General features: G+C 41.7%; 19 protein-coding genes and 1 pseudogene. 11 read left to right on the top strand and 9 right to left on the bottom strand.

What is annotated here, in order from left to right; all coding sequences use genetic code 11:
- Positions 1-84: 84 nt before the first annotated feature.
- From MKX34_RS01350 to MKX34_RS01335, 4 genes are all read right to left on the bottom strand, one after another.
- On the bottom strand, positions 85-813 hold the full coding sequence (locus tag MKX34_RS01350; protein WP_036687267.1) for a hypothetical protein: 729 nt from the start codon (positions 811-813) through the stop codon (positions 85-87).
- Positions 814-888: 75 nt separating this feature from the next.
- Positions 889-2,151, bottom strand: a complete 1,263-nt coding sequence (locus MKX34_RS01345; RefSeq protein WP_038568227.1) for a helix-turn-helix domain-containing protein — start codon at positions 2,149-2,151, stop codon at positions 889-891.
- 761 nt (positions 2,152-2,912) lie between these two features.
- Positions 2,913-4,046 (bottom strand): alanine dehydrogenase, encoded by a 1,134-nt coding sequence (ald, locus tag MKX34_RS01340; protein ID WP_038568222.1) that lies wholly within the window; start codon positions 4,044-4,046, stop codon positions 2,913-2,915.
- A 281-nt stretch (positions 4,047-4,327) separates the two neighbouring features.
- Positions 4,328-5,554: a Zn-dependent hydrolase gene (locus tag MKX34_RS01335; RefSeq protein ID WP_076297236.1), complete on the bottom strand. Its 1,227-nt coding sequence runs from the start codon at positions 5,552-5,554 to the stop codon at positions 4,328-4,330.
- Positions 5,555-5,774: 220 nt separating this feature from the next.
- Between MKX34_RS01335 and MKX34_RS01330 the strand changes: the two genes are divergently transcribed.
- From MKX34_RS01330 to MKX34_RS01315, 4 genes are read left to right on the top strand one after another with little or no spacing between them, the layout of a single operon-like run.
- Positions 5,775-6,833, top strand: coding sequence for a glycosyltransferase family 2 protein (locus MKX34_RS01330; RefSeq protein WP_076101136.1), 1,059 nt, complete (start codon positions 5,775-5,777; stop codon positions 6,831-6,833).
- Complete coding sequence (locus MKX34_RS01325) at positions 6,830-7,957, top strand: polysaccharide pyruvyl transferase family protein (protein WP_076297235.1); 1,128 nt, start codon at positions 6,830-6,832, stop codon at positions 7,955-7,957. The genes MKX34_RS01330 and MKX34_RS01325 overlap by 4 nt, the downstream gene beginning before the upstream one ends.
- Positions 7,932-9,479, top strand: a complete 1,548-nt coding sequence (locus tag MKX34_RS01320) for a sugar isomerase (RefSeq protein WP_076297234.1) — start codon at positions 7,932-7,934, stop codon at positions 9,477-9,479. Before MKX34_RS01325 ends, MKX34_RS01320 begins: the two co-directional genes overlap by 26 nt.
- 19 nt (positions 9,480-9,498) lie before the next feature.
- Positions 9,499-10,815 (top strand): glycosyltransferase family A protein, encoded by a 1,317-nt coding sequence (locus tag MKX34_RS01315; protein WP_051491495.1) that lies wholly within the window; start codon positions 9,499-9,501, stop codon positions 10,813-10,815.
- On the opposite strand, the gene MKX34_RS01310 is transcribed toward MKX34_RS01315, so the two are convergent.
- A complete protein-coding gene (locus MKX34_RS01310) occupies positions 10,801-11,901 on the bottom strand; it encodes a beta-eliminating lyase-related protein (RefSeq protein WP_076297233.1) in 1,101 nt (366 codons plus the stop codon). The genes MKX34_RS01315 and MKX34_RS01310 overlap by 15 nt on opposite strands.
- Positions 11,902-12,058: 157 nt before the next feature.
- Between MKX34_RS01310 and udk the strand changes: the two genes are divergently transcribed.
- The 5 genes and pseudogenes from udk (at position 12,059) to MKX34_RS01285 (ending at position 17,205) form a co-directional block, all read left to right on the top strand.
- Positions 12,059-12,685, top strand: a complete 627-nt coding sequence (gene udk / locus MKX34_RS01305; protein WP_036687251.1) for a uridine kinase — start codon at positions 12,059-12,061, stop codon at positions 12,683-12,685.
- 146 nt (positions 12,686-12,831) lie between these two features.
- Positions 12,832-14,422 (top strand): annotated as a pseudogene (locus tag MKX34_RS01300) (spore germination protein).
- 36 nt (positions 14,423-14,458) lie between these two features.
- Positions 14,459-15,583 (top strand): endospore germination permease, encoded by a 1,125-nt coding sequence (locus tag MKX34_RS01295; RefSeq protein WP_143763765.1) that lies wholly within the window; start codon positions 14,459-14,461, stop codon positions 15,581-15,583.
- 50 nt (positions 15,584-15,633) lie between these two features.
- A complete protein-coding gene (locus MKX34_RS01290; RefSeq protein WP_076107318.1) occupies positions 15,634-16,833 on the top strand; it encodes a Ger(x)C family spore germination protein in 1,200 nt (399 codons plus the stop codon).
- 141 nt (positions 16,834-16,974) lie between these two features.
- Entirely contained in the window at positions 16,975-17,205 is a 231-nt protein-coding gene (locus tag MKX34_RS01285) for a hypothetical protein (protein ID WP_256717652.1), read from the top strand.
- Positions 17,206-17,599: 394 nt separating this feature from the next.
- On the opposite strand, the gene MKX34_RS01280 is transcribed toward MKX34_RS01285, so the two are convergent.
- From MKX34_RS01280 to MKX34_RS01265, 4 genes are all read right to left on the bottom strand, one after another.
- Positions 17,600-18,631, bottom strand: a complete 1,032-nt coding sequence (locus MKX34_RS01280) for a LacI family DNA-binding transcriptional regulator (RefSeq protein ID WP_076107316.1) — start codon at positions 18,629-18,631, stop codon at positions 17,600-17,602.
- 164 nt (positions 18,632-18,795) lie between these two features.
- On the bottom strand, positions 18,796-19,629 hold the full coding sequence (locus MKX34_RS01275) for a carbohydrate ABC transporter permease (protein ID WP_036687243.1): 834 nt from the start codon (positions 19,627-19,629) through the stop codon (positions 18,796-18,798).
- On the bottom strand, positions 19,629-20,471 hold the full coding sequence (locus MKX34_RS01270; RefSeq protein ID WP_036687240.1) for a sugar ABC transporter permease: 843 nt from the start codon (positions 20,469-20,471) through the stop codon (positions 19,629-19,631). The genes MKX34_RS01275 and MKX34_RS01270 overlap by 1 nt, the downstream gene beginning before the upstream one ends.
- Positions 20,472-20,627: 156 nt before the next feature.
- A complete protein-coding gene (locus MKX34_RS01265) occupies positions 20,628-22,010 on the bottom strand; it encodes an ABC transporter substrate-binding protein (RefSeq protein WP_036687237.1) in 1,383 nt (460 codons plus the stop codon).
- 333 nt (positions 22,011-22,343) lie between these two features.
- Between MKX34_RS01265 and MKX34_RS01260 the strand changes: the two genes are divergently transcribed.
- Positions 22,344-22,994, top strand: a complete 651-nt coding sequence (locus tag MKX34_RS01260; protein WP_076101130.1) for an N-formylglutamate amidohydrolase — start codon at positions 22,344-22,346, stop codon at positions 22,992-22,994.
- The gene (locus MKX34_RS01255; RefSeq protein ID WP_143759130.1) at positions 22,960-24,108 is read left to right on the top strand and encodes a hypothetical protein; all 1,149 of its coding nucleotides are present in this window, start codon (positions 22,960-22,962) and stop codon (positions 24,106-24,108) included. Before MKX34_RS01260 ends, MKX34_RS01255 begins: the two co-directional genes overlap by 35 nt.
- Positions 24,109-24,121 lie beyond the last annotated feature (13 nt).

Below are 24,121 nucleotides of genomic sequence, written 5' to 3'. Positions count from 1 at the left end.
TCCCTTTCTTTTGTGAATAAAAAAATGAACAATACAAAAGTGCCCTCTCTTTGCATTGCTCAGTAAGTATACAATAGGCAGACGCTAGATCTTATAAATATAGTTTCTAGACCCTATTCTTGAACATACAGTGTATCGGAAGCTTCTATTGTTGGCTGCCGGTAAAACCGTTCCTGCAGATAACCGCTGTAAGTAATTAAAGTCTGGATGCACCGATTCATCCGTTAAATAGGCCGAGATATCACTCCCATATACTCTTTCCTGATTCAGAGAGTCTATGATGATCTCTCCAGTAGTAATCCCTATGCCATGGCCGTAGAACAGATCATTTTCAAGCTTAATTGCATTCTCGCCCTGCCATTCTGGCTTGCTCGGAGCATGATCGGGATTCTTGAAATATACAACGTCTCCCCGCTGCGTGTGGTCCTTGTTGTAGTTTGTGATTAAGCGTAAATTCTCATCATAATTCCAGTCCCATAAGAACAAGTCCTTAAAATACTTATTAAAGGCTCCTTCACCTATAGCTTCAATTGTCGCCCTATACAAAACAATAACCATGGCTGTCGCGCATTCGAAGGCATATAAATGTCCATTCCGAAAAATATCTTTAATCCCCACTGTGGGTTCCACGCCAGCGTTCAGCTGAAGTCCACCAATCTCTGTACGTGTCCAAAACAGCGGATTACAGCGGGAATCATCAAATGTTGCAAAATCCACTCCACTTTCATTTAAAGCTTCAGCCGATTCCACGATGCTTTCTCTCATTTTGCGTTCAAAGTCAAGGGCATCGGGTGAACGAACTTCCTTCACCATGCTTAGTCCCTCCAATGTTATAGGTTCTAAATATAGGTTATTGTACGTGTTCGTCACCGGGTTGGTGCTTAATTCTCATGATTCCCAGGCATCGACAAACCATTGGTTAAGCTGCCGTGTCTCTTCCGTCAAAATATCGAGGAAAATAGAAGTCCGATAACCCGTATCCTTCAAGCTTTTGCCCGTAATCTCTGCGATTCGGTTTAATCTATAAAGCAATGTATTAGTGTGTATATGTAAAAAAGCCGCGGATTCCTTTAAATTGCCGCTTAATGATAAATAGACAGCGATGGTTTTGAGAAAATCACTTTTATGCTCGCGATCATGTTCTTTTAGCGGATATAGCAACGGGCTTTTACGAATTCGACTGCGCTTTTGCTCCATAATAGCCGGTATATATGCCCAAAATCCAATCTCCTCGTACAATAGCAACTCTCGCCCATGAAAAGGCAGCAGCTTTTTGATCTCCACAATGGATACCGCTTCCCAATAGGCAATAGCCGCGGACATATATTCAGTGTAATCGAGACTACAGCCAGCAGCCAGTGTGCAGCCTTCACTCTTATACATATCCTCCATTGTTTTATGCAGGAATGAAGATAATCCACCCGCCCCCTCGATCACAAAGCTGAAAGAAAACAAAATAATCAGCCGATTATGCTCAGCCGTCAGAAATAATAATTGTAGACCGGAATAAGAAGCCATAACCTGCCGAAACCGGAGTATTAAATGATCATCGATTACCTTGTCACTCTCAAACACGCTAATATAATATTTTTCCGGCAAAAGAATGGACCAAAATTCCGCATCCTTTTTAATATTTGCTTCGTTGTCGTAGTGGGAGGTAATCAGCTTCCAGAAAAAATCCTCATGCGTTTTGTCCTGCTTCGTTTTCCAGCCTCGCTGCTTAAGTAAATAACGACCTACGATACCTGCCGCTTTCTCAACGATATTTTCGGCATGCCCTTCTACCAGGTTGCCTGTATCTACTACCCATATGTACCCGAGAATTTCCTTCTGATGTTTAATACAAATGGCCAGCCGGGGGCCAAGTCCCACCTCCAGCACCGCAGGAATTCGAATGGGATGTGCCGCGCTCTCCAGCTGCTGCATAATCCCTTTTTTGCGCAAGCCAATAATCACAGCGTTAGGTACACGCTTCCCGATAATCGTTGAAATCCGCGCGGAGTCACTCTCAAATTCATGCGAGCTGTAGCCAATCACATGATGATTGCTGTCCTCGATGGTAACTTGAGACTGTAGCGATTCACTTATCGCATCTGCCAATGATTCCATACTGTCGAAAAAACGATCAAATAATGGATCTTTATCTTTCACTAGCTTCACTCCCACCTGAAGAATAACCAAATCCTGTACTCTAGAGTGATTTCATTATAGTATGCATCCCCCTAACTGACTATAAGATAAATAGCTGGTTTAGGTGAGGGACGAGATCGGCTAGTTGAGGAAGGTGTTTGGGACGGGGATGTTTGGTGGGGGTTTTGTTGGGGTGGTGTGGGAAGTTTTGTGGGGTGTTTTGTCGGGGTGTTTGGGAAGGTTTAATAGTTGTTGGTGTTTACCAAATGTTATAAGTGGTTTTTAGGGAATAACCCCCGGAAATTCTGTGTTTTAATCATCACACGATCATAATTAGGGAAATCCTCCCTAATATTCTGCACTTTAAGCATCACACGATCATAATTGGGGAAATCCTCCCTGATTTTCTTCCGTTTTGCGTATAAACAGGCGTATTCCTCGTTTTTTAGGGAGGAATTCCCTAATAACAGCATTTTAAAGCTATTTTTGCGTTTTTTTAGGGAGAATTTCCCTAAAACATCTCTCATCAAAGCTTTCACCGTCGCAGAAGCAAAAAGCTAATCAAAATTAGCTTGATCTAGCCAACTTCACTACGTAATCTTTCCACCATCACACCACACGAGCAAACATCTAATGTATCTAATCACACTGAAACGCAATCTATTTACTTTAACACCGTACTGACAAACTTCCACCCGATCTCCTCCGCAAGAAACGCCAAACAGCAAGCTCCCCGCAGAGAGCTTGCTGTTTGGCTCATTCCATTATGGAACGTGTTTATTTTAGATCAATGTGAATGTCTGCTCCATGGCTTGCTCAACCGAATAAGGTGTCTCACCCAACGCTTCGGCAACAGCTTGGCAGGTGATTCTGCCATTGGCTACATTCACGCCGCTTCTTAGGCCGTCATTATCCTGAATCGCCTTGATCACACCTTTATTGGCAATTTGCAGGGCATATGGAACTGTAACATTTGTTAAGGCAATAGTTGAGGTCTTAGGAACAGCGCCCGGCATATTAGCCACGGAATAATGCAGCACGCCGTGTTTCACAAACACGGGATTATCATGTGTCGTCACTCTGTCGATGGTTTCTACAATGCCACCTTGGTCAATGGCCACGTCGACAATCACCGATCCCGGCTTCATGGTCTTGACCATTTCTTCGGTAACCAGCTTCGGTGCTTTGGCACCCGGAATTAACACGGCACCTACCAGCAGATCGGCTTCAGCCACTGCTTTCGCAATATTATAAGGGTTAGAGATCAACGTATTGATCTGTGCTCCAAAAATGTCATCTAATTGACGTAGTCTCTCCGCACTGAGGTCAACTATCGTAACATCTGCACCTAAGCCAATAGCCATTTTAGCTGCATTAGTACCTACTACACCGCCGCCAATAATACTCACTTTACCTCGGCTAACGCCAGGAACACCGGAAAGAAGAATACCTTGTCCGCCGTAGTTCTTTTGCAGGAACTGCGCTCCCAATTGGACGGACATCCGGCCAGCTACTTCACTCATCGGTGTTAACAGCGGCAAGGTGCGTCCATGAACAACCGTCTCATATCCGATCGCAAAGACACCTTTGTCTTTAAGCGCAGCAGCCAAGGCAGGCTCTGGAGCAAGATGAAGATACGTAAAGAGAATAAGGCCTGGACGGAAATAGGGGTACTCCGTTGCCAATGGTTCTTTTACCTTCATCACCATTTCAGCGGAGCTCCAGACTTTTGCTGCATCCTCAATCAGTTGTGCTCCGGCAGAGACATACTCTTCGTTAGGAAATCCGCTGCCAACACCGGCTCCAGCTTCTACGAGCACTTGATGACCTTCAGTAATTAAACTAACTACACCCGCAGGGGTTATGGCAACACGATTTTCATTGTTTTTAATTTCTTTAGGTACTCCGATAATCATCATTCATCTCTCCCATCTAATGTAGATCCCTTATGTAAAGAATGATAACATATGATTAGCATTCCCATTTTGTTAAAAAATTAAAATATTATCTACCATGATTGTGTTTTTACACAAAGGATCTGACTTAACTGCCCATTAATCTTTAACCACTTTGGTACTCAACACAACCATCTTTATTATCTCATAAAAAAAGACACCCTATAGAGTGCCTTTTTGACGATTTTGTATGAAATTAAAGCGACTACCATATCGCATAATGTTATATTAAGTTACATGGACTATCTTGATAATAACAACATCACTGTTTCTAACACTACATTTACCCCTTTTTCGCAGTCTTCATAAGAGGTTAGTTCCTCTTCACAATGGCTTTTACCATTCACGCTAGGCACGAACACCATTGCGGATGGCAGAAAGCTGGCTACGAACTGTGCATCATGCCCTGCACCACTTGCGATCTTTCGACTGGAATAACCTAAGGTTTGAGCCGCTTGCTCCACCAAATCACACACATTCTGATCAAACCACACCGTATCTCGGCCCCAAAGCTTAGTTTTGCTTACTTCACAACCCAGCAGTTGCTCTGGCAAACCGTTAATAATGGCTTCCACTTCACGCACAATCTCCATATCTTTATGTCTGGCTTCAATAGTGAAAATCACTTTATTGGGAATGACGGTATGGATATTAGGAAGCACATTCATTCTGCCCATGGTATACACAAGCTCGGAATCGAGCGCCCCCAGCTTGCTCCGCAGCTCAATAATCAGGTCTGTGGCAGCAAACAAAGCATCTTTGCGCATCGCCATGGGGGTTGTGCCCGCATGATCGGATTCTCCCGTCACCTCAATCTCGTAACAGGCCATACCAACTACACAGTCAACCAGCCCAATCGCCAGCTCCTCTTTTTCAAGAACAGGCCCTTGCTCGATATGAAGCTCCAAATAAGCGGTGGCTTCGGTGATACGATTGCTCATTTCTCCCTTATATCCACTCTTCTCCAGCGCTTCACCAAAGCTAATGCCCGCTGGATCCTTTTTGTTCAACATAACACTATTATCAAACTTTCCGGATAGCACACCAGAGGCCATCATCGATGGCTCAAAACGTGCCCCCTCTTCATTCGTAAAATTCATAATCGTCACCGGAACCTTCGGCTTAATCCCGTGATCTACAAGCGTCCGCACAACCTCTAGACCCGCGATAACCCCTAGGACGCCATCGAATCTGCCCCCTTTTTTCACAGTATCCATATGCGAGCCAATCACAATCGGAGGCCCGGAAGTTTCGCCTGCCAATGTGGCATACATCGTCCCCATATCATCCATCTTCACAGACATTCCGAGCTCTTCACAACAGGCACGAAAATACTCCCGAACTTTAATATCCTCTTCGGCCAGCGATAATCGGGTCACGCCATTTTTATCTGTACGCCCATAATCGGCAAATGCCTCGATTGTATTCTTCAGTCTCTCACCGTTCACGAATATTTTTTGCAGCTGCATCCCAGATCCCTCCGCTTCGAACGTTTTGTTGGCTTTCTATCTATGTTAAACCAAACCATAATATTTTCATTTTACATATTGTAATAATTATTATTCACATGATGCTACAACGAGTAGAGCCAGCAATAAGTAAACTAAAGTAGTATATACAATCTTTTCATACGAGGGGTAAGCTTAAGATAGCTTATCATCCCGTTTTACACAGGAAAGGAGCGAGCCCATGAATCTAAGCCTTGTGATCCCGGTATACAATATAGAGCAGTATATAACCCCTATATTCAATTCACTCCTTGACCAAAGCGATCCGCATTTCGAGGTCATCATCGTAGATGATGGTTCTACGGATAACACTTACAACGTTATAGAAAAGATTCTTTCGCGTAATCCCGGCCTTTTCTGTAAAGTCATTCGAACGGAGAATCATGGAGTAAGCGCGGCTAGAAATAGGGGTTTAGCTGAAGCCACAGGTAATTATGTTCTTTTTGTAGATGGAGACGATTATGTCTCCGCAGACTTGGTCTCAACCCTTCAGTCTTATACCCAAGATGAACAACCCGAGATTATTTGCTGGGGTTATAATCATGTCTCCGAAGGCAGAGAAACTCTATTGAGCTGTACCTCTGATTTCAGCGACGTGACGGGAAGTGAAGCACTGGCGCGGATTTTCGTGAACAAGAGCTTGCGAATATGGACAGGGAGTATCGCTTATAAGCGAGAATTCCTACTTCTCCACGAGCTAGGTTATACAGAACGCTGTGTGAATGGAGAGGATCAAGAGTTCATCTACAAAGCCTTGTCCAGAGCGGCCAGAGTCATCTCAATCCCGGATATACTATCATTTTATTTACAGAGAAACTCCTCCATCTCCAACAGCTATAACGTGAATAAATTTGATGTAGTGGATGCTTTTAAAAGGGTGGATGAATATTTCAAAACCTATCCCTTTGCTGAACTAGATACGATCTCCCCATTGTTAATGAACCGGGAGCTGATTGAGAACTACTTTTTCAACCTCAAAACCTGTCTAAATGGTACGGAAGGGGTAAGCATTCAGGAATTACTTCGTGACATCAACCATACCTATCCCAAGCTCAATCAAGAAATGGATGAACTCATAAGACGTTATAGAGGAGATAATCGCAGATTAACCCTTTATATCAGAACATTTTTAATCTCCCCGCTTCTATATCACAGATTCATCTCTGTGGAGAGAAGCTTATCCAGGTTCAAGCGAAACCTACTTAAAGGGAACGGAACCCGAAAGGAATCTAGAATATGAAAAAAATGCTGATATACGCCTATACTGAATTTAATCTGGGCGATGATCTATTCATTAAGGTGCTATGCGAAAGATATCCGGATACCAGATTCAGAATTTGCGCACCACGCCTCTATAAACTATGTTTCAAAGAGATCCCTAACCTCAAAGTGTATCCTTCCGATTCCCTTCTTCTAAGAGGCATTGGCTATATTTGCAGGAAGCTAAAGATACATAATGTGGCTCACAAATATCTGGCAGATCACTCAGATGGCGTCGTTCATATCGGCGGCTCGATTTTCATGGAGGCAGACCACTGGGCAGAGCATTTCAAGAATGCAGAAGTCATTCGTAATCAAAATAAGCCTTACTATCTGTTAGGATCTAATTTTGGCCCTTTTACAAATCAAGAATACTATGATGAGCACAAGCGGATTTTCAAGGATTATACAGATATATGTTTCAGAGAACAGTACTCTTATGATTTATTTAAGGATCTGGATAATGTCCGCTTAGCCCCAGATATTATTTTTCAGCTAGACCCGCCAGATATTCCAAACGAACCGGAGGATTACATCGTCTTATCCGTTATTAAACCTTCTGCGAAAGGTCTGAACGGTTTTGACAACCTCTATTATGAAAAAATGAAAGAACTCGCAATTTATTTCATTGAAAAAGGTTACGCGGTTCATTTCATGTCATTTTGCGAACACGAAGGCGATCAACTGGCAATTGAAGAGATTCAGCATCTTATGGGTCCCTCTTACAAGGATGCTATGCAAGTGCATTTATATAAAACGAACATGGAAGAAGTATTGTCCGTGTTAGCTAATGCCAGATCTATTGTGGCTTCAAGATTCCATGCAATGATTCTGGGCTGGGTATTTAATAAACCGGTATTCCCCGTAGCCTACAGCAAAAAAATGATCAACGTAATGGAAGATGTTGGGTTCACAGGTCTGTATGCCGATTTCAATACGCTGGAACAGGTCCAGCCTGCACAGATTTTTGAAAGTATGATCACCTGCTCTATGGATGTCACACTGCAAGCAAAACAAGCCGAAAGGCATTTCGAGCATCTAGATACGTATTTATCGCTTTACGAAAGGGGGATTCGTTATGAAAGCCAAGCGGAGCATTCTTAACTTATCCTTTGGACTGGGAAGTCAACTCATCACGATCATCCTCGGTTTTTTTATACCCAGACTGATAATGGTCAACTATGGCTCTGAGGCCAATGGGTTGATCGCTTCGATTGTGCAGATTATTAGTTATTTGGCGCTGCTGGAAGCAGGTGTTGGGGCGGCCTCAATCCAAGCGCTTTATAAGCCGGTAGCTTCGGATAATAAAAACAATATCAACTCTATTCTGGCTGCCACCTCCAGCTATTATAAAAAAACAGGCATTTACTATTTCTTCGCCGTACTGCTACTCGCCATCGTGTACCCGCTGGTGATCTCTTCTGAGATCGATAAATTATCGATTATGGTCATTATTTTGCTTACAGGGATGGGCGGAGCGATCAATTATTATTTTCAGGGGAAATTCAAGGTCCTGCTCGCTGCGGAGGGAAAAAGCTATGTAGAGACTTCTATTGTTACTGTAGCTAATATTATGAACAGCCTGATCCGGATTCTGTTATTACTGCAAGGTGTGGACATTATTGCGGTTCAAGCTTCCTATTTTATCTTAACTTTACTTCAAATCATCGCTTTCTATATTTATATGAATAAGAATTACAAGTGGATCAACCTGAATCTCAAACCAGACTATGAAGCCATTGGTCAAAAGAATTCCGTATTAGTCCATGAAATCTCCTACTTGGTGTTTAGAAATACGGACGTACTCATATTAACCATCTTTACGAATCTAAAAATCGTCAGTATCTATGTTATGTACAATATGATTTTTACGATCGTGGATAATATCGTCCAGACCATAAACGGAAGTGTGAAGGCTGCCCTCGGGCAAAGCTACCATGAGAGCAAAGAAGCATTTATTAAATTTTATGATGCTTACGAAGTGTATTTTATGGGGCTTATCTTCTCGATTCTAACGGTGGCTTACATTTTGATTTTACCCTTTATGAAATTGTATACGGCTGGGGTAAACGACGTGAATTACATTGATATGTGGCTGCCGGTCCTGTTCGTAGTCATCAAATTATTAACCAATGCCAGAACGTCTTCCAATAATGTGATTACCATCGCTGGACATTTCAAAAAAACACAAAACCGTTCCATTCTGGAATCCGCCATTAATCTGGTGGCTTCTATTGTCTTCGTAATCTTCATGGGAATTTACGGTGTACTAATGGGAACGATAGCTGCCCTCTTATACCGCTCCATAGATATTGTAATCTATGCCAGCAAACATTTACTGGACCGCAGTCCTTGGGTCACTTTTAGAAGATGGCTCACGAATGCAGTAGTTTTTGTAGGCATTATTCTAATCATCACCGCCATCGACATCCCGATCCATTCCTATCTGGGGCTTATGATCTGGGGTGTACTTCTAGGATTTGTGATCTTGCCTGTATATTTCGTAATCGGCTCTTTAATGGAACGGGAAGTCTTCCTTTATACATGGGAACATCTCAAAAAGTATCGATATAAACTCAAAAATAAAATTAACGCTCAGCCTGAGGTAAGTGGTTTATCCAAATAACACAACAGGAGGACTGGAAATGGATCATAGCGAGGTTTTACAGCAAGCCTGTTACGTCTTTTTAAATGACCTAAATGATGAAATAAACCATTCACCCACCATCCAAATAGATGATACAGAACTATTGCAAAGATGCCGCCAGATCATAGATCAAGAACAAAATGTACAAATCAAACCTTATCTGGAAACCTTATCTGAGGTTATTCATGCTTATCTCACGGGGAGGGCTTCAGAGGATACCTTGAAATTCTATTTATCTGAACAATTCAGCATTGTTGCCAGCGATATCGCAGGTTTAATTCAGGGGTTGGTTAAAATGGAAAGCCGCATTTCGGATACGGAAATTTCCTATCCAACGGTCCAGGCCTTAGCCGATTCCCCCAAGATCAGTGTCATTATCACTACCTATAATAGAAAAGCATTCCTATACCAAGCGATCCAAAGTATCTTAATGCAGGACTATCCCAATAAAGAGATTACAGTGATTGATGATTGTTCTACAGATGGCACGGAAGAGTTAATGCAGCAACACTTTGGGGCGGAGCCACGGGTCATTTACATGCGCAATGCTACCAATAGCGGACCTGGAAATAATCGCCGAAAAGCTTTCGCTGCACATGGTGATGGGGAATATGTTCTTTTTCTCGATGATGATGATTATCTGATCGACATGAATTATTTCAGTAAAGCGGTCCGCTTCCATCTCCTTCATCCCGAAATTTCATTTGTAGCTGCGAATGTGTTCCTGGAGTATTCCAAAGCCAAACAACTAAAAATCTCCAATCTGCAGCTTAGCAGCATTATTAAGAAACGCGATTATTTCATGAATTTTGAGAAAAAAGGATATCCAAAACCCGCCTCTACTTTAACTACTGTCTTTAAACGAGAGGCCTTAATGGCTATGGATATCCTAGATATGAATATGGTCAACGATGCTTCCATCTATTTGCGTTCCCTGCTGGTAGGTGATGCGGGCTTCATTGATGTGATTGCCGGCGTGTACAGAATACACGGGAACAATATCACCTTTAATCTGAGCCAGGGATTCTTAATTGAGAATCTGGAAGAAAAGAAACTCATTAAGAATATGGCCGTGCAGAAATATGGATATAACGCACAGGAAATGACGGAATGGTTCAACCATAATGCTTACGATACGATCTCATACTATTTATTAAATTCTGCAAAAGATGCTACAGACTTTAAATTCATGTACCATTGGGCGCTTAACCATTGCCCGCTGATCTACAATCAATTAAAAAATGAGTTTCGCATGAAGCTTATTAAAAAACAATTATTACGAATCTCCTTACTCCGTACGTTACTCGGCAGATGATTCGCTCATTAGCTTATCGAGCAGCAGAAAAAACTCTCTAAGCTTTTCTTTTGGGATGTCGGCATACTTGTCTCCAATGCTGATCTCACAATAAGAAGTATGTTCCCCGGTAGCTCTTATTCCCGCGCTTAAACCGATTCCTGTCGCCTCATACACCGCTGACAGAATCGGTTCAATTTGTTCCTTAGACATGTGAAAATGCATGTGAAACATATTGGAGACAGGTTGAGCGGGCAGAGTGGTTACGTCGTGACATTGATTAACCCAAGCAGCAAGCTCCTTCGCGCCTTCATAATACTGCTGCATCCTGCCCTCTCTTTGCCGGAAAAAATAATCAGAAGAAATGATGTACGGATATAAGCTGATTAAGTCTCCACCATGCCGCCGTTTCCATATCTTTGATTGCTTCGTAAAGTCTTCGCTGCCTGCAAGAATTGCCCCAGCGATTCCTCCAATTCCTTTATAAAAGGATATATACACACTATCAAAGAGTGCAGAGATTTCAGCTGCTGACTTCCCGTAATACGGAAGAATCTCAAATAATCTCGCCCCATCCAAATGCAATTTAATGCCGCGTGCCCGGCAATGAGCAGAAATAGCTTCAAGCTCCGTGTACTCTGGCAGCTGACCACCAATCTCGCGCTGGGGTAATTCCAGCAACAGACAAGCGATATCCTCCTTTAGATTCACCACATCCTCCAAAGTGATTAATCGGTCCTTATCCGCAAGCAAGATAGGCTCAATATGATGTAATTCCTTCATGCCATCCTGCTCATGGATCTCCAAGTGGCATAAGGGATGATAGGCTACTTTTTTCACCTCTTTTTCATCGCACCAGATTCTTAAAGCGATTTGCTGCGCCATCGTTCCGCTCGGAAAGAAAACCGCGGTTTCTTTGCCCAGGATATTCGCCATTTTCGTCTGGAAATCTTCAATCACTTCGCCCGTTCCATAGATATCAGATGCCGTACTGTTCTCTACGGCTGCCAAGGCTTCCTTCAACACTTGCACATCTCTATTCCCATTCCCTGCGATTTGATAGGCCGTTTCATTAAAAGCCTCTTGTACTGATTTTTTTCCGTTCATTCGTTGAATAACCCCTTCCGGATTTACCTTGTCCCTAATATAGACGAATTTCCAAAAATCCCATCTTAATTTTACCCGATCTAAGGTGAAAAAACATGAGCGCTGTGCTACAATATTGGAATTGCAACGGCAATCTTAGGGAGGGTTATTGAATCACATGCTCATTATTGGTATCGCCGGCGGCACCGGCTCGGGAAAAACAACCGTAGCCCGCTCCGTCATTGACCGTCTTGGAACGGGAAAGGTAACTTTCATATCTCAAGATAACTACTATAAGGATCACTCACATCTCAGCTTTGCTGAACGTGAATCCATTAATTACGATCATCCTTTCGCTTTCGATAACGAGCTGCTCATTGAGCATCTTAAATCTCTGCGTGAAGAACAGACCGCATTCGCTCCCGTGTATGACTTTACAGTCCATGCCCGCTCCACTACAGAGACGGTAGAACTGAAGCCAAACAATATTGTAATCATTGAGGGACTCCACGTCCTTTCTGACGAGAATCTCCGTGAAATGCTCGACATCAAGGTATTCGTGGATGCCGATCCTGATGTGCGTATTCTCCGCCGGGTCCTTAGAGATATTGAAGAACGTGGACGGAGCATCCAGTCGATCCATCATCAATATTTGAGTACAGTTAAACCTATGCATGAAGCGTTTATCGAACCATCCAAAAAATACGCTGACCTGATCATCCCTGAAGGTGGCCATAATGAGGTTGGTATTCAGTTGTTGTCCATCCTAACGGAGAAGCATTTATATAACGATTGGACGTCTTAAAGTCTTAATTAAGCGCTTCTAGCTAGCTGCAGAGAATCTCTCTGCGGCTTTTTTGGTGTGTATGAACCCATCTATGGTTCAGAATAATCCCACCTCATTATGGTAATAGCTATATTTACAGCACCAGCGGAAGAGGGATAACAACTATGGGATTTCTGAACAGAACAATAACAAAAGTTTTTAAGAACCCTTCATTAGGGCACCCCAACCCCACTAAAGAATTACCTAAGGAACCTATTAAAGAAAAACTTCAAGATAATATTCAATATATAAAAACAACTCGGCAATAGTACAGATCTTGTGATTAGAGAATTCTTTATTGGTTCCAAACACCAGATTAAAGCAGCTATTTTCTATACAGATGGATTGGCGGATAGTAAAGCTATTCAGGATTTCATTCTGGAATCACTAATCTTAGAACTTCCAGATCCAAGTCTTGATACACAAACAGCCAACTATCAATTATTAAAAGATCACATGCTCACTGTAGGGGATATTAAAGATGCGACGGAGTTCAATTCTTTATTCACCTCTCTATTATCCGGAGATGTGATCCTCTTACTCAATGGATATACCAAAGGGTTCACCATAGGCATGCGTGACTGGAAAGACCGTGGCGTAACGGAAAGTGCCACTGAAACGGTGATTCGTGGACCAAAGGAAGCCTTCACAGAAAGCTTACGCACGAATACCGCATTAATCCGGCGGAAAATAAAAGACCCCAATCTTTGGTTAGAAACACAGCAAATTGGACGTGTAACACAGACAGACGTAGCCCTCATGTACATCAATGGCATTGTTAGTGATGAGATTCTGCAAGAAGTACACTCACGTTTAGATCGGATCGACATTGACGGTATCCTGGAAAGTGGCTATATCGAAGAATTAATCGAGGATGAAACCTATACCCCATTTCCAACCATCCATCATACGGAACGTCCTGACGTTATAGCTGCTGCTCTTATGGAAGGAAAAGTAGCCATATTAGTAGATGGGACTCCTATAGTAATGACGGTCCCTACCTTATTCGTTTCCTTCATGCAGACAGCGGAAGATTATTATCAACGTGCCGATGTCAGCACCTTAGTACGGATGCTTAGATACTTCAGTATTTTTATTTCACTACTAGCCCCATCTTTGTATGTAGCTATTACTACCTTTCATCAGGAGATGCTGCCCACAACCCTGCTGATCAGTCTAGCTGCACAACGGGAGGGCGTACCGCTTCCAGCATTTATTGAAGCACTCTTAATGGAGCTTGCCTTCGAGATTATAAGGGAAGCGAGTGTACGAATGCCTCAAACCATAGCCCAATCTGTATCCATTGTAGGCACCCTGGTGATTGGGACTGCGGCAGTTGATGCCGGCATTGTTTCTGCTGCCATGCTTATTGTCGTCGCTATTACTGCTATCTCCAGCTTTGTGCTGCCATCCTTCGATCTTGCCCTGACCATCAGAATGCTCCGTTTCCCGATGATGTTCCTTGCTGCATCTTTTGGTTTGTTCGGAATCATCATCGGGGTTATTGCGATAGTTCTTCACATGTGCAGCTTACGTTCCTTTGGCGTTCCTTATTTGAGCCCGTTTGCTCCCTATAATCTCGCCGATCAAAAGGACACCTTTTTCCGAATGCCGCATTGGGCTATGTTTACCCGCCCTAAGCTAATCAATAAAAAAAATATCGTTCGGGAAAAGAGCACACCACCGGAAAAACCGGGAGATCTCACAGAGGAATAGCCCCTGAAACCTTGACCTATGAAGTGATAAATTGGAGTGAACAAAACCATGCTCGAAAAAGGTAAAATAAGTACTCGCCAGCTTACCATACTGGTTATGTTCCTTACGATCGGGGACTCCATTCTCGTAATCCCCCCTTCCACTACACACTACGCCAGACAAAATGCCTGGATTTCCGCATTAATTGGCATGATCGTAGGTTTACTAGCCATCTATATGTACAGCAAGTTCGCAAAGTTGTACCCCAAACTAACGCTTATTGAAGTGATTCAAAAGGCTTTTGGAAAATGGATTGGGACTATTCTATCGCTTTTGACCTTAATGTATTTTCTTATCGTCACCGTTGGAAGCATGCGAGAACTCAGTGAGTTCGTTACATCCGAAATATTACCGAGAACCCCTATTCCGGCTGTTTTAATCTTATTCATGGTGATCGTGATTATGGCTACACGACTAGGTATTGAAGTCATAGGACGAGCTGGAGAGATCTTTACACCTATGATTATTATCCTATTTCTGATTCTGACGGTCGCAATTATTCCTCAGATGGAGATTGTCAGATTACTGCCCATATTGGAGGATGGCATAAAACCAGTGGTGAGAGGGTCTATTTCCATTACGGCTTACACCTTTTTAGAACCGGTTGTTTTTCTAATGTTTCTCCCTTATGTACACCAACAACAAAAGATAACCAAAGGCTTATTACAGGGCTGTTTCTTAGGCGGTATTATTATCTTCCTGACAATCACTATTTCCATATTAGTGCTGGGTCCGGATCTGACAACCAGGGATATCTATCCCAGTTATAACATTGCAAGGCGCATATCCGTTGGTGGTTTCTTCGAGCGGGTGGAAGCCATGATAGCACTACTTTGGATGTTAACCTTGTTTATAGAAGTTACCTTATACTTCTATGCTTTCGTTCTGGGGTTGTCTCAATTATTCAAACTAAAAGAGTACCGAGTGCTAACTCTACCCACAGGATTAATTTTGGTTACACTAGCACCTCTTATTGCGCCAAATTACACCTATTACAACAAAGTATTCGATAATTATTGGGTGTACTATGTTATAACCTTCGGGTTATTTCTACCCTTGGTGTTGTTAGGTCTGGGGATGTTTCGAAGGGCACTGAGCAAAGGCTTAAAATCTAGAAGCTAAAGATGGGCTGGGAGTCATGAATACCGAAAGATCTAACGGAGGATTAAACCATGAAACGAAGATCGCTTCTGATTTGTGTTCTTATTCTCATGCAAATATTTGTAACAGGTTGCTGGAGCCGCCGAGAATTAAATGATCTTGCGATTGCTGTAGGAATAGGTATCGATAAAATTGGAGATCAATATCAAGTTTCTGCACAAGTGGTCTTACCCAGTCAAATCGCTGGCTCAAAGGGAGGCTCTCCTCAGGCACCAGTCAACCTTTACAAAGCGACGGGGCATACCGTATATGAAGCCCTTAGGAAAATCACAACCGTTAGTCCACGTAAAATTTATATCTCTCATTTACGAATCCTAGTCCTTGGCGAGGATTTGGCTAAAGAGGGAATTAGTGATGTTCTTGATTTCATGTCAAGAGATACCGATACGCGAAATGATTATTTTATAGTGGTAGCAAAGGATGCAAAGGCAGAAGATGCGTTGAAAATATTAACCAGTCTTGAAAAGATTCCTGCCGTGCGATTGTTTTTCAGTCTGGAAAGCTCGGAGAAAAATTGGGCACCTACATCTACTGTGACATTAGGAACACTAATTACAGAACTTGTGAGTAGGGGTAAGAATCCAGTCTTAACAGGTGTTGTCATCGAGGGGAGTCTAGATGTAGGAGAAACTCCGAATAATGTTGAAACGGTAGACTCTCCAACAGAATTGAAATACTCCGGATTGGCCGTATTCAAGGAGGACAAATTGATTGGTTGGCTAAATCCTGAGGAATCAAAAGTGTATAACTATTTAACCAATAAAGTTGAGAGCACTGTTTTCTATATCCAATGTCCCGAAGGTAAAAAGGTTTCGCTTGATGTATTTGAAGCCCGTTCCAAAATGAAAGGCAGCATCCATAGTGACAAACCAGAAGTCAGTATTGAGCAACATATAGAATCAGATATAGGAGAGGTTCAGTGTAGAAATCTAGAACTGACAGACACAAAAACTATCACCGAATTAGAACAAATCGCCAATAAAAAAGTCCAAAATTTATTTAAAACTACTATTAAAAAGGTACAGAATGAATACAAAAGCGATATTTTTGGATTCGGCGAAATCATCCATCGTTCTAACCCGCAGGCGTGGAAGAAACTGCGAAACAATTGGGATGAGACCTTTGTTAACCTTCCAATAAGCGTAAAGATGGATATTAAGATTCGCCTGTTAGGGAAAGTGACTAACTCTTTCCTAGAAGAGACGAAGTGATGAATTGGAGTGAACAAAACCATGTATAACATCGCAAGGCGCATATCTGTAGGTGGAATCTTTGAGTATCGAGTGTTAACCTATTACTACACTTGGTTTTGTTAAGCGCAGGTAACTAGATGGTTTGGGAGGTTGTGAATATTGGGTATAGTAGTGATTCTCATAGTTGTAGCCATTATAGCAGCCATTGAAGTTCCCCTGATGTGGAGGAAAAAATTAATCAAGGAGATATGGATTTTCTCATTTCTTCTGTTGCTGGGAACTTTCTTCAGTCTTATTAATGCGTTACATATTTCGTTCTCTAACCCACTGGGATGGATGATATTTATCTATAAACCCGTCTCGGATATGGTAAATGCCTGGTTATCCTAAAATGGGACTGAACCATTCCCTTGAGATGGCTTAGTCCCCATGATTAAACGACGTTGCCAAATCAGCAAGCGCCCTAAAGTTTGTTGCTAGCCGTTCACGCGCCAGCCAGTAATAAACTTCCTGGCCTCTCTTTTTATGGTCAACAATGCGGGCATCCCGTAGGATTTTGAGATGATGTGAAATCGCTGGCCTGCTTATTTCGAATTCCCCTGCAATTTCCCCAACATTCAGCCGACCTTTATTCCCTAATAACGTAACAATCCGAATCCGAGTAGGATCACCAAATGCGGTGAGAAACCGTGTGATGCTGTTGATATCGTTAGGTTTAATCTCTTGCGGTTCTATCTCCCCACCCCGATTCGTAAATAAACTTAAACATACTCACTTGTTGAAACTACAATAAAGACCTCGTAGATTCTCTAACTATTAATTCTGCCGGGAAAATCTGATGCGCATGATTAACCTTCTTATTGATGAGATCAAAAAGAATCTTAATCGTCGCTTCCGCAATCTCTACTACCGGCTGTTTGATGGTAGTAATAGAAGGATTATAATAGAAGGAAATATCCAATCCGTCATAACCAGCAACCGAGTAATCTTCCGGGACTCGCTTGCCCGCTTCAAATATCGCCTTACAGGCGCCGATAGCCATACTATCTGATAAGGTGAAAATAGCGCTGAACTCTTCTCCTAACTCTAGCAATTCTTTTGTAACCGCATACCCATTTTCCATACTGTAACTGTCGATATCTTCTTTCATCCGCCGCACTAGCCGTTCATTATAAGCGATTCCATGATCAGCTAAAGCCTTTTTATACCCTTCATATCTCAACTTACCGATACTTACATCTTCTTCTGGTGCAGTAATGACCGCGATTTTCTCATGCCCTAGATTACATAGATAGTCGACAATTTTATAACTCTCATTAAAGTCATCTACAGATACAGAGGAATAGTCGCTCAAATCAAACTCTTCCGTCATCCCAATCGTACTAAGGACAAATGGAACCGTTAATTGCTGTAATTTCTCTTGAGAGTGTGAGAATAACCCCCCTAAGAAGACAATTCCCTTCAACCGTTTTTCTTTCTCCAGCTCAATCGCCACTTCGATCTCATCTTGATTCTCATCAACTCGTTGTAGGATGAAGGAGTATTTCTTGCGTTGAATCTCTTTTTCGAACACTTTGATCATCGGGCTAAAAAATGGATTGGATATCCCTTTAATCAATACTGCAATCGTTTTCGAATCAGAACGTTTTAAATTTCTTGCACTGTTGTTCGGAACATAATGATTTTCTTTGATAACCCTCATAACCATCGCTTTTGTTTCTTCATTAATATCCGGATGATTGTTAATAGCCCTTGATACAGTAGTCACGCCAACACCGCATAATTTGGCGATGTCTATAATAGTCAGTCTCTCCATTTCTATCTATCCTTTACTTGTTAGTATCTATCAAACTCCTTAATCCTTATTCAACTTCATAGTCAAAATAAGAAAGCAGGGGATTCCTGATGGTCACCCATCAAGAAAAACACCCTACTCGCTTCTTACATGAATATTAATTTATTTAACGAGGTAGATCAAGCTTAACCCTTAACCGCACCTGCAACGACACCTTCGATGATGTACTTTTGACAAGTCAGGTAGAAAATGATGATTGGCACAATAGCTAAGACCAGCATCGCCATCATAGCTCCCATGTCAATCGATCCGTATCCACCTTTTAGGTACTGGATCGCAATAGGAATCGTTTTATACTCTGTACCAATCAGCAGGTCTGGCAATAGGAAGTCGTTCCATACCCACATTACATTAAGGATAGCTACAGTTACAGCAATAGGTTTCAGGATGGGCAATACCACTTTAAAGAAGGCCTGAGGTGGATTACAGCCATCAATCATTACCGCTTCTTCAACTTCAAGCGGGATAGACTTCACAAATCCGCTAAACATAAACACAGACAGCCCTGATCCAAACCCTAAATAGATTAAGATAATCCCAATCGGATTGTCGAGATGCAGCACGTTTGCAGTCTTAGTCATTGTGAACATAACCATTTGGAAAGGCACGATCATCGAGAATACAAACGCATAATACATCATACCTGTGAATTTGGACTTCACCCGGGTAATGTACCATGCAGTCATGGAAGTAAATAACACGATCACAGCCACCGAGCATACCGTGATAAACAAGGACATTCCGAAGGCACTGAAAAAATCAATCTTTGCTACACCACTAGTATAGTTCTTTAAACCAACAAATGTAGTCTCATTAGGGAATAAGAACGGCGTATCACTAATGTAGAACTTACCCTTGAAGGAGTTCATCAGAACAATAAAAATAGGAGATAAGAACGCAATGGCCAAGACCAACAAAATGGTGAATATGGAGTAATCTTTTGCTCTAGTCTTTTGCATTAGTTCTCAACCTCCTTTCTTCTAGTAATGACAAGTTGTATTAAGGCGATTAAGGCTACTAAAGCAAAGAATACGACGGCTTTCGCTTGACCGACACCTTCCCATCCTGATTTTCCGTAGAATGTATTGTAGATGTCCAGTGCTAACATGGAGGTCTGCTTAGACGGAGCACCAGCGGTTAATGCTAAGTTCTGGTCAAACAATTTAAATGAATTGGATAAGGTTAAGAATAAACAAATAGTAATGGACGGCATTACGAGTGGAATAGTCACATTACGCAAAATCTTAGAACGTGAAGCTCCATCAATTCTTGCGGCTTCTACTATATCTTTAGGAACATTCTGAATACCTGCAACATAGATAATCATCATGTACCCTATCAATTGCCAATTCATAAGAACGATTAGTCCCCAAAATCCATACGTTGCATCAGAGGTCAAAGTGACACCAAATTTGTACAAAATCCCATTAAAAATCAACTGCCAGATGTATCCTAATACGATACCGCCTATCAAGTTAGGCATAAAGAAGATCGTTCTAAATACGTTGGTACCTTTTAGCTTTCTAGTTAACAACATCGCCAAGATGAAGGCGAACACATTAATAGTAAGAACAGATAACACTGTGAATTTAACGGTGAAACCTAATGCATTTAGAAACTCTTGATTCGAAAAAGCTTTAGCGTAATTGCCAAACCCTATCCATGTTGCATCATTGACTGTAGTAAACTCTGTAAAAGACAAATATATACCCAAAAGAAAAGGGATCACAAATGCAATTCCAAAGGCTATTATGGTCGGTAATGCAAAAAGAGCAAAATATTTTTTTATCGATTTTTCCATGGAGTCTTCTCCTATCTCAGTATGGAAAATGATGAAACGTAGCAAGATCCACTCAAATTGTTGCTTAGTGCCACTGAATCCCGAGGGAGCCCAGTGGCACTAAGCTTTTATCTGTATGACAACTGAGAGTTATTCAAGCATCTTTCCATGCATTTATTATTTTGCTTTTTCAGCCTTCCAAGTGTCCTTGAAGATGGTTACAACTTCATCCCAAGTTTTGTTTCCTTGAGCGTATTGCAAGAGGGCATCACCAAAGACGTTTTTGAATTCTTCACTTGGGAATGCTGCGAATGTCCAAGCTACAGAAGTAAGATCTTTTTCCATCCAAGCAGATACTTCTTTAGCAAGTGGATCTGCTGGTTTTTCGCTGTCTTCAAAGGTATTGAATGGAGCGATGAAACCTAGATCGTTAGTTACATAAGCTTTACCTTTTTCACTGGAGAACAACCATTCCAAGAAAGCGATAGAAGCTTGTTGGTTCTCAGCAGATACTTTGCTGTTGATTGCGAAATAGTTTTCTGTACCTACAGCCAGACCTTGTTTTTCTTCGCCTTCCATACCGGTGTAAACAGGCAAGAATTTGATTTCTTCAGCTTTAACTACGTTACCGTCAACATCGTTGATTTGTGACCAAGCCCAGTTACCGTTTTGAACCATTGCTGCGTTACCTAGTGCAAATTCAGCCATGGAGTCAGCTACGGATTTACTACCCAGCAAGGATTCTTTAGTTACAGAGTTCTTGATGTACAGATCGAAAATATTTTTAAATTTATCGTTGTATTTGAATTCAACTTCTTTAGAAGCTAGACCCGCAAGAACGGTGTTGTCAAACTCAGTATTGTCTTTGAATTCATAGTACAGCGGCAAGTTTGCAAGGTGAGTCTGCCATCTCCATTGCTCGCCAGCAGCGAGGGAAGTGGAGGCGAATACACCTTTAATGCCCAGTTGGTCTTTTTTAGCCGTCATATCTTCTACTACTGCCTTCAAAGTATCGAAGTTATTGATCTCAGTTGTGGTGGAGATCGATACCGCTTTATCAGCCAAAGCGAAGTATTTCTTCATAATTGCGTCGTTGTAGATGATGCCGTATCCTTCAACTACGTAAGGGATACCATACACGCCTTCACCTTCAGTTACAGCCAAGCTTTTGTCGGACAGATAGCTGTAAAGCTTAGTATCTTTCAAATCCAAGGTGTAATCTTTCCAGGATTGAAAACCAACAGGTCCGTTAATTTGGAAAATAGTTGGCGCTTCAGACTTGGAGATTTCGGATTTCAATTTAGTTTCGTAAGTACCCGCAGCAGCCGTTACGACTTTTACCTTAACTCCTGTTTCTGCTTCGTAATCCTTAGCGATCTTTTCATATATTTCTGCAATCTCAGGTTTGAAGTTCAAGAAATAAACTGACCCTTTTTTACCAGATGTAGCGTTTCCATCATTGGATGCAGAATTATTTTCTTTATTCCCACATCCTGCCGCTAAGACAACAACCATAGACATTACTAACATGAGCCCTAAATATTTTTTGATATTCTTCATTCTTCTTCCCCCTCGTACTTTTTATTAGATTACTTCGCATGAAGACGTTCCGATGCTCTCAGTGAAAATTATGTCAGCGTTTTCATTTGCTTAAGTAATCCCCAGCCTACTTTTTGGTATCCTTATCGGTATCCTTATCGGTAACGTTTTCAATTGAAATATTAGCACACCATTTTGAACTTTTCAATAGCTAATCTTTTAGAATCATTTTATGGAAAAACTGCCCACGGCAAACCTTGCAAGCGTTATAATAGATTCATCCTTATTCATGAATGGTGAATGCTTAGGACATACTAATGGTTAACGACCCATTAAATAACTATGAATAGGTGATTGCATATTTTATCTCTGATCGAACAGTATGAGCTACAATTCTCCAATAATAATTATTTTGGCGATATCGGGGTAGATCCCTCCTACTCGATTGTAGAAGGCTCCCTTCCTGTACTTGTCTCAGCTCCACATGCCATTAACCATTTTCGAGAACATGCTGTAAAACCAGCTGACATGTATACAGGCTCCCTTGCCCTCTTGTTACAAAAGCTCACAAATTGCTACTGTATTTATTCGAATAGCTTCTCCAAAGAAGACCCAAATTACATCTTAGGTGGAGAATATAAGGCTGCGCTACGAGCGCTTGTCAAAGAACATCGCATTCAGTTTGTGATCGATCTGCACGGGGCTTCCAAACTTCGGGAGTTTGATATTGACCTAGGGACACTGTACGGAACCTCTATACGAGAGAATAATTTAAATGACGTCATAGGCATCTTTAACAATAATGGTATTACCAAAGTTCGACAAAATCATACATTTTCCGCTTCCCATCCTGGAACGATTACTTCATATTGTGCTAAGGAATTGTTAGTTCAAAGTATTCAAATTGAAATTAATCGAAATTATCGTAACCCGAATGCGTTTGATTTATTCCAAAAAACCATTCATTCCCTTGAACAAATCATTAAACTATTGGGCGGTGTCTGACATTATTATCGAGCAAACCTTTACTATTCTAGACAAACAAAGCCTTCAACCTCGTGAAGAAATCACAATGAACTCTGAAGAGTTAAAGGAATTAGGTTTAGTCCAGCATATCTTCGTTGATCTTACAGCAGAGAATGGTGTGAAAGTCAGCTGTTTAATTTTATCGGCAGATGAGGTGCCAAGAGGTACAATCCAATTATCCAAACGGGCAAAGGACAAGCTCGGGGACTGCCTCACTACAGGATTAACTATAACGAAGCCAGAATACGACACAGTTCTTCGGGGAATTCCTAAAGTGGACGAGATTGCCAAACCCTATGTAAAAGCCTGTCCAGCACTCGTCCGTAAATATACGAATCAAGTGGAACTAATCAATCCCACAAACGGCTTCCGGGTAAACCTAACTTTACGAGAAGATAGCACAGCCAAACCGAATACCCTTTACTTCAACAGATACATCATGTTATTGCTTGAAACCCATTCCGAGGGGCATGACCCATTAATCATTACTCGCGCTAGGACGCGTTCCCAACCCAAGCCAGGTATACATAAACTTATCAATCAACTGATCCAACGGCCCTTAAGTGCATTAGGGAACTTTTTTATTGGCAAAAGAGAGCTCACCCTCAGAGTGGGCCATCCTTACCCTTTTGATGAGCACCAGAATTTATGCAGAATTCATCCGAATGTTAGAAAACTGCTAGGCATGGAAGAAACAGATCAGATCGTGATCTCCTATAATTTAAAACAAATCACCATCCCCATCTTAGACATCGATACGGAGCATATTGCCCAGTCGGTCAAGCTTCATGCGGATAATGAGCAGCTTAAATTTATCGACAGCCACTTATTTATCGGAATCACCGCCTTATCGCGTAACGAGTTAGAAATTCCAAGCATCGGCACATCAGTTACCGTAAAAAGAAGTATGTACTCCTTATTCCTAAAGCACTTAAACAAACTGGTCTTACCTGTTATCGCTTTGTTGTTCACCATAGTACAGCTATATAAAGATTTGAACTGGAGCATCGCTCTGACCGTCATCATTTCTCTTGTGTTACTTCCGATTATCATCTACACAACACTATCTGAGGAACGCGCCAAAATTAATTAAATGGAGGGATTTC

The organism is Paenibacillus sp. FSL R5-0636 (genome assembly GCF_037974255.1).
Classification (GTDB): domain Bacteria; phylum Bacillota; class Bacilli; order Paenibacillales; family Paenibacillaceae; genus Paenibacillus_AQ; species Paenibacillus_AQ odorifer.
This window is presented reverse-complemented; position numbering and strand designations above follow the sequence as displayed.

Bases quoted from the DNA above. Each gene is read 5' to 3' on its own strand.
- MKX34_RS01265 (WP_036687237.1), bottom strand. From the start codon at position 22,010: ATGAAGAATATCAAAAAATATTTAGGGCTCATGTTAGTAATGTCTATG.
- MKX34_RS01290 (WP_076107318.1), top strand. From the start codon at position 15,634: ATGAAACGAAGATCGCTTCTGATTTGTGTTCTTATTCTCATGCAAATA.
- MKX34_RS01320 (WP_076297234.1), top strand. From the start codon at position 7,932: ATGAAAGCCAAGCGGAGCATTCTTAACTTATCCTTTGGACTGGGAAGT.
- MKX34_RS01330 (WP_076101136.1), top strand. From the start codon at position 5,775: ATGAATCTAAGCCTTGTGATCCCGGTATACAATATAGAGCAGTATATA.
- ald (WP_038568222.1), bottom strand. From the start codon at position 4,046: ATGATTATCGGAGTACCTAAAGAAATTAAAAACAATGAAAATCGTGTT.
- MKX34_RS01275 (WP_036687243.1), bottom strand. From the start codon at position 19,629: ATGCAAAAGACTAGAGCAAAAGATTACTCCATATTCACCATTTTGTTG.
- MKX34_RS01270 (WP_036687240.1), bottom strand. From the start codon at position 20,471: ATGGAAAAATCGATAAAAAAATATTTTGCTCTTTTTGCATTACCGACC.
- MKX34_RS01350 (WP_036687267.1), bottom strand. From the start codon at position 813: ATGGTGAAGGAAGTTCGTTCACCCGATGCCCTTGACTTTGAACGCAAA.
- MKX34_RS01280 (WP_076107316.1), bottom strand. From the start codon at position 18,631: ATGGAGAGACTGACTATTATAGACATCGCCAAATTATGCGGTGTTGGC.
- MKX34_RS01325 (WP_076297235.1), top strand. From the start codon at position 6,830: ATGAAAAAAATGCTGATATACGCCTATACTGAATTTAATCTGGGCGAT.
- MKX34_RS01315 (WP_051491495.1), top strand. From the start codon at position 9,499: ATGGATCATAGCGAGGTTTTACAGCAAGCCTGTTACGTCTTTTTAAAT.
- MKX34_RS01335 (WP_076297236.1), bottom strand. From the start codon at position 5,554: ATGCAGCTGCAAAAAATATTCGTGAACGGTGAGAGACTGAAGAATACA.
- MKX34_RS01310 (WP_076297233.1), bottom strand. From the start codon at position 11,901: ATGAACGGAAAAAAATCAGTACAAGAGGCTTTTAATGAAACGGCCTAT.
- udk (WP_036687251.1), top strand. From the start codon at position 12,059: ATGCTCATTATTGGTATCGCCGGCGGCACCGGCTCGGGAAAAACAACC.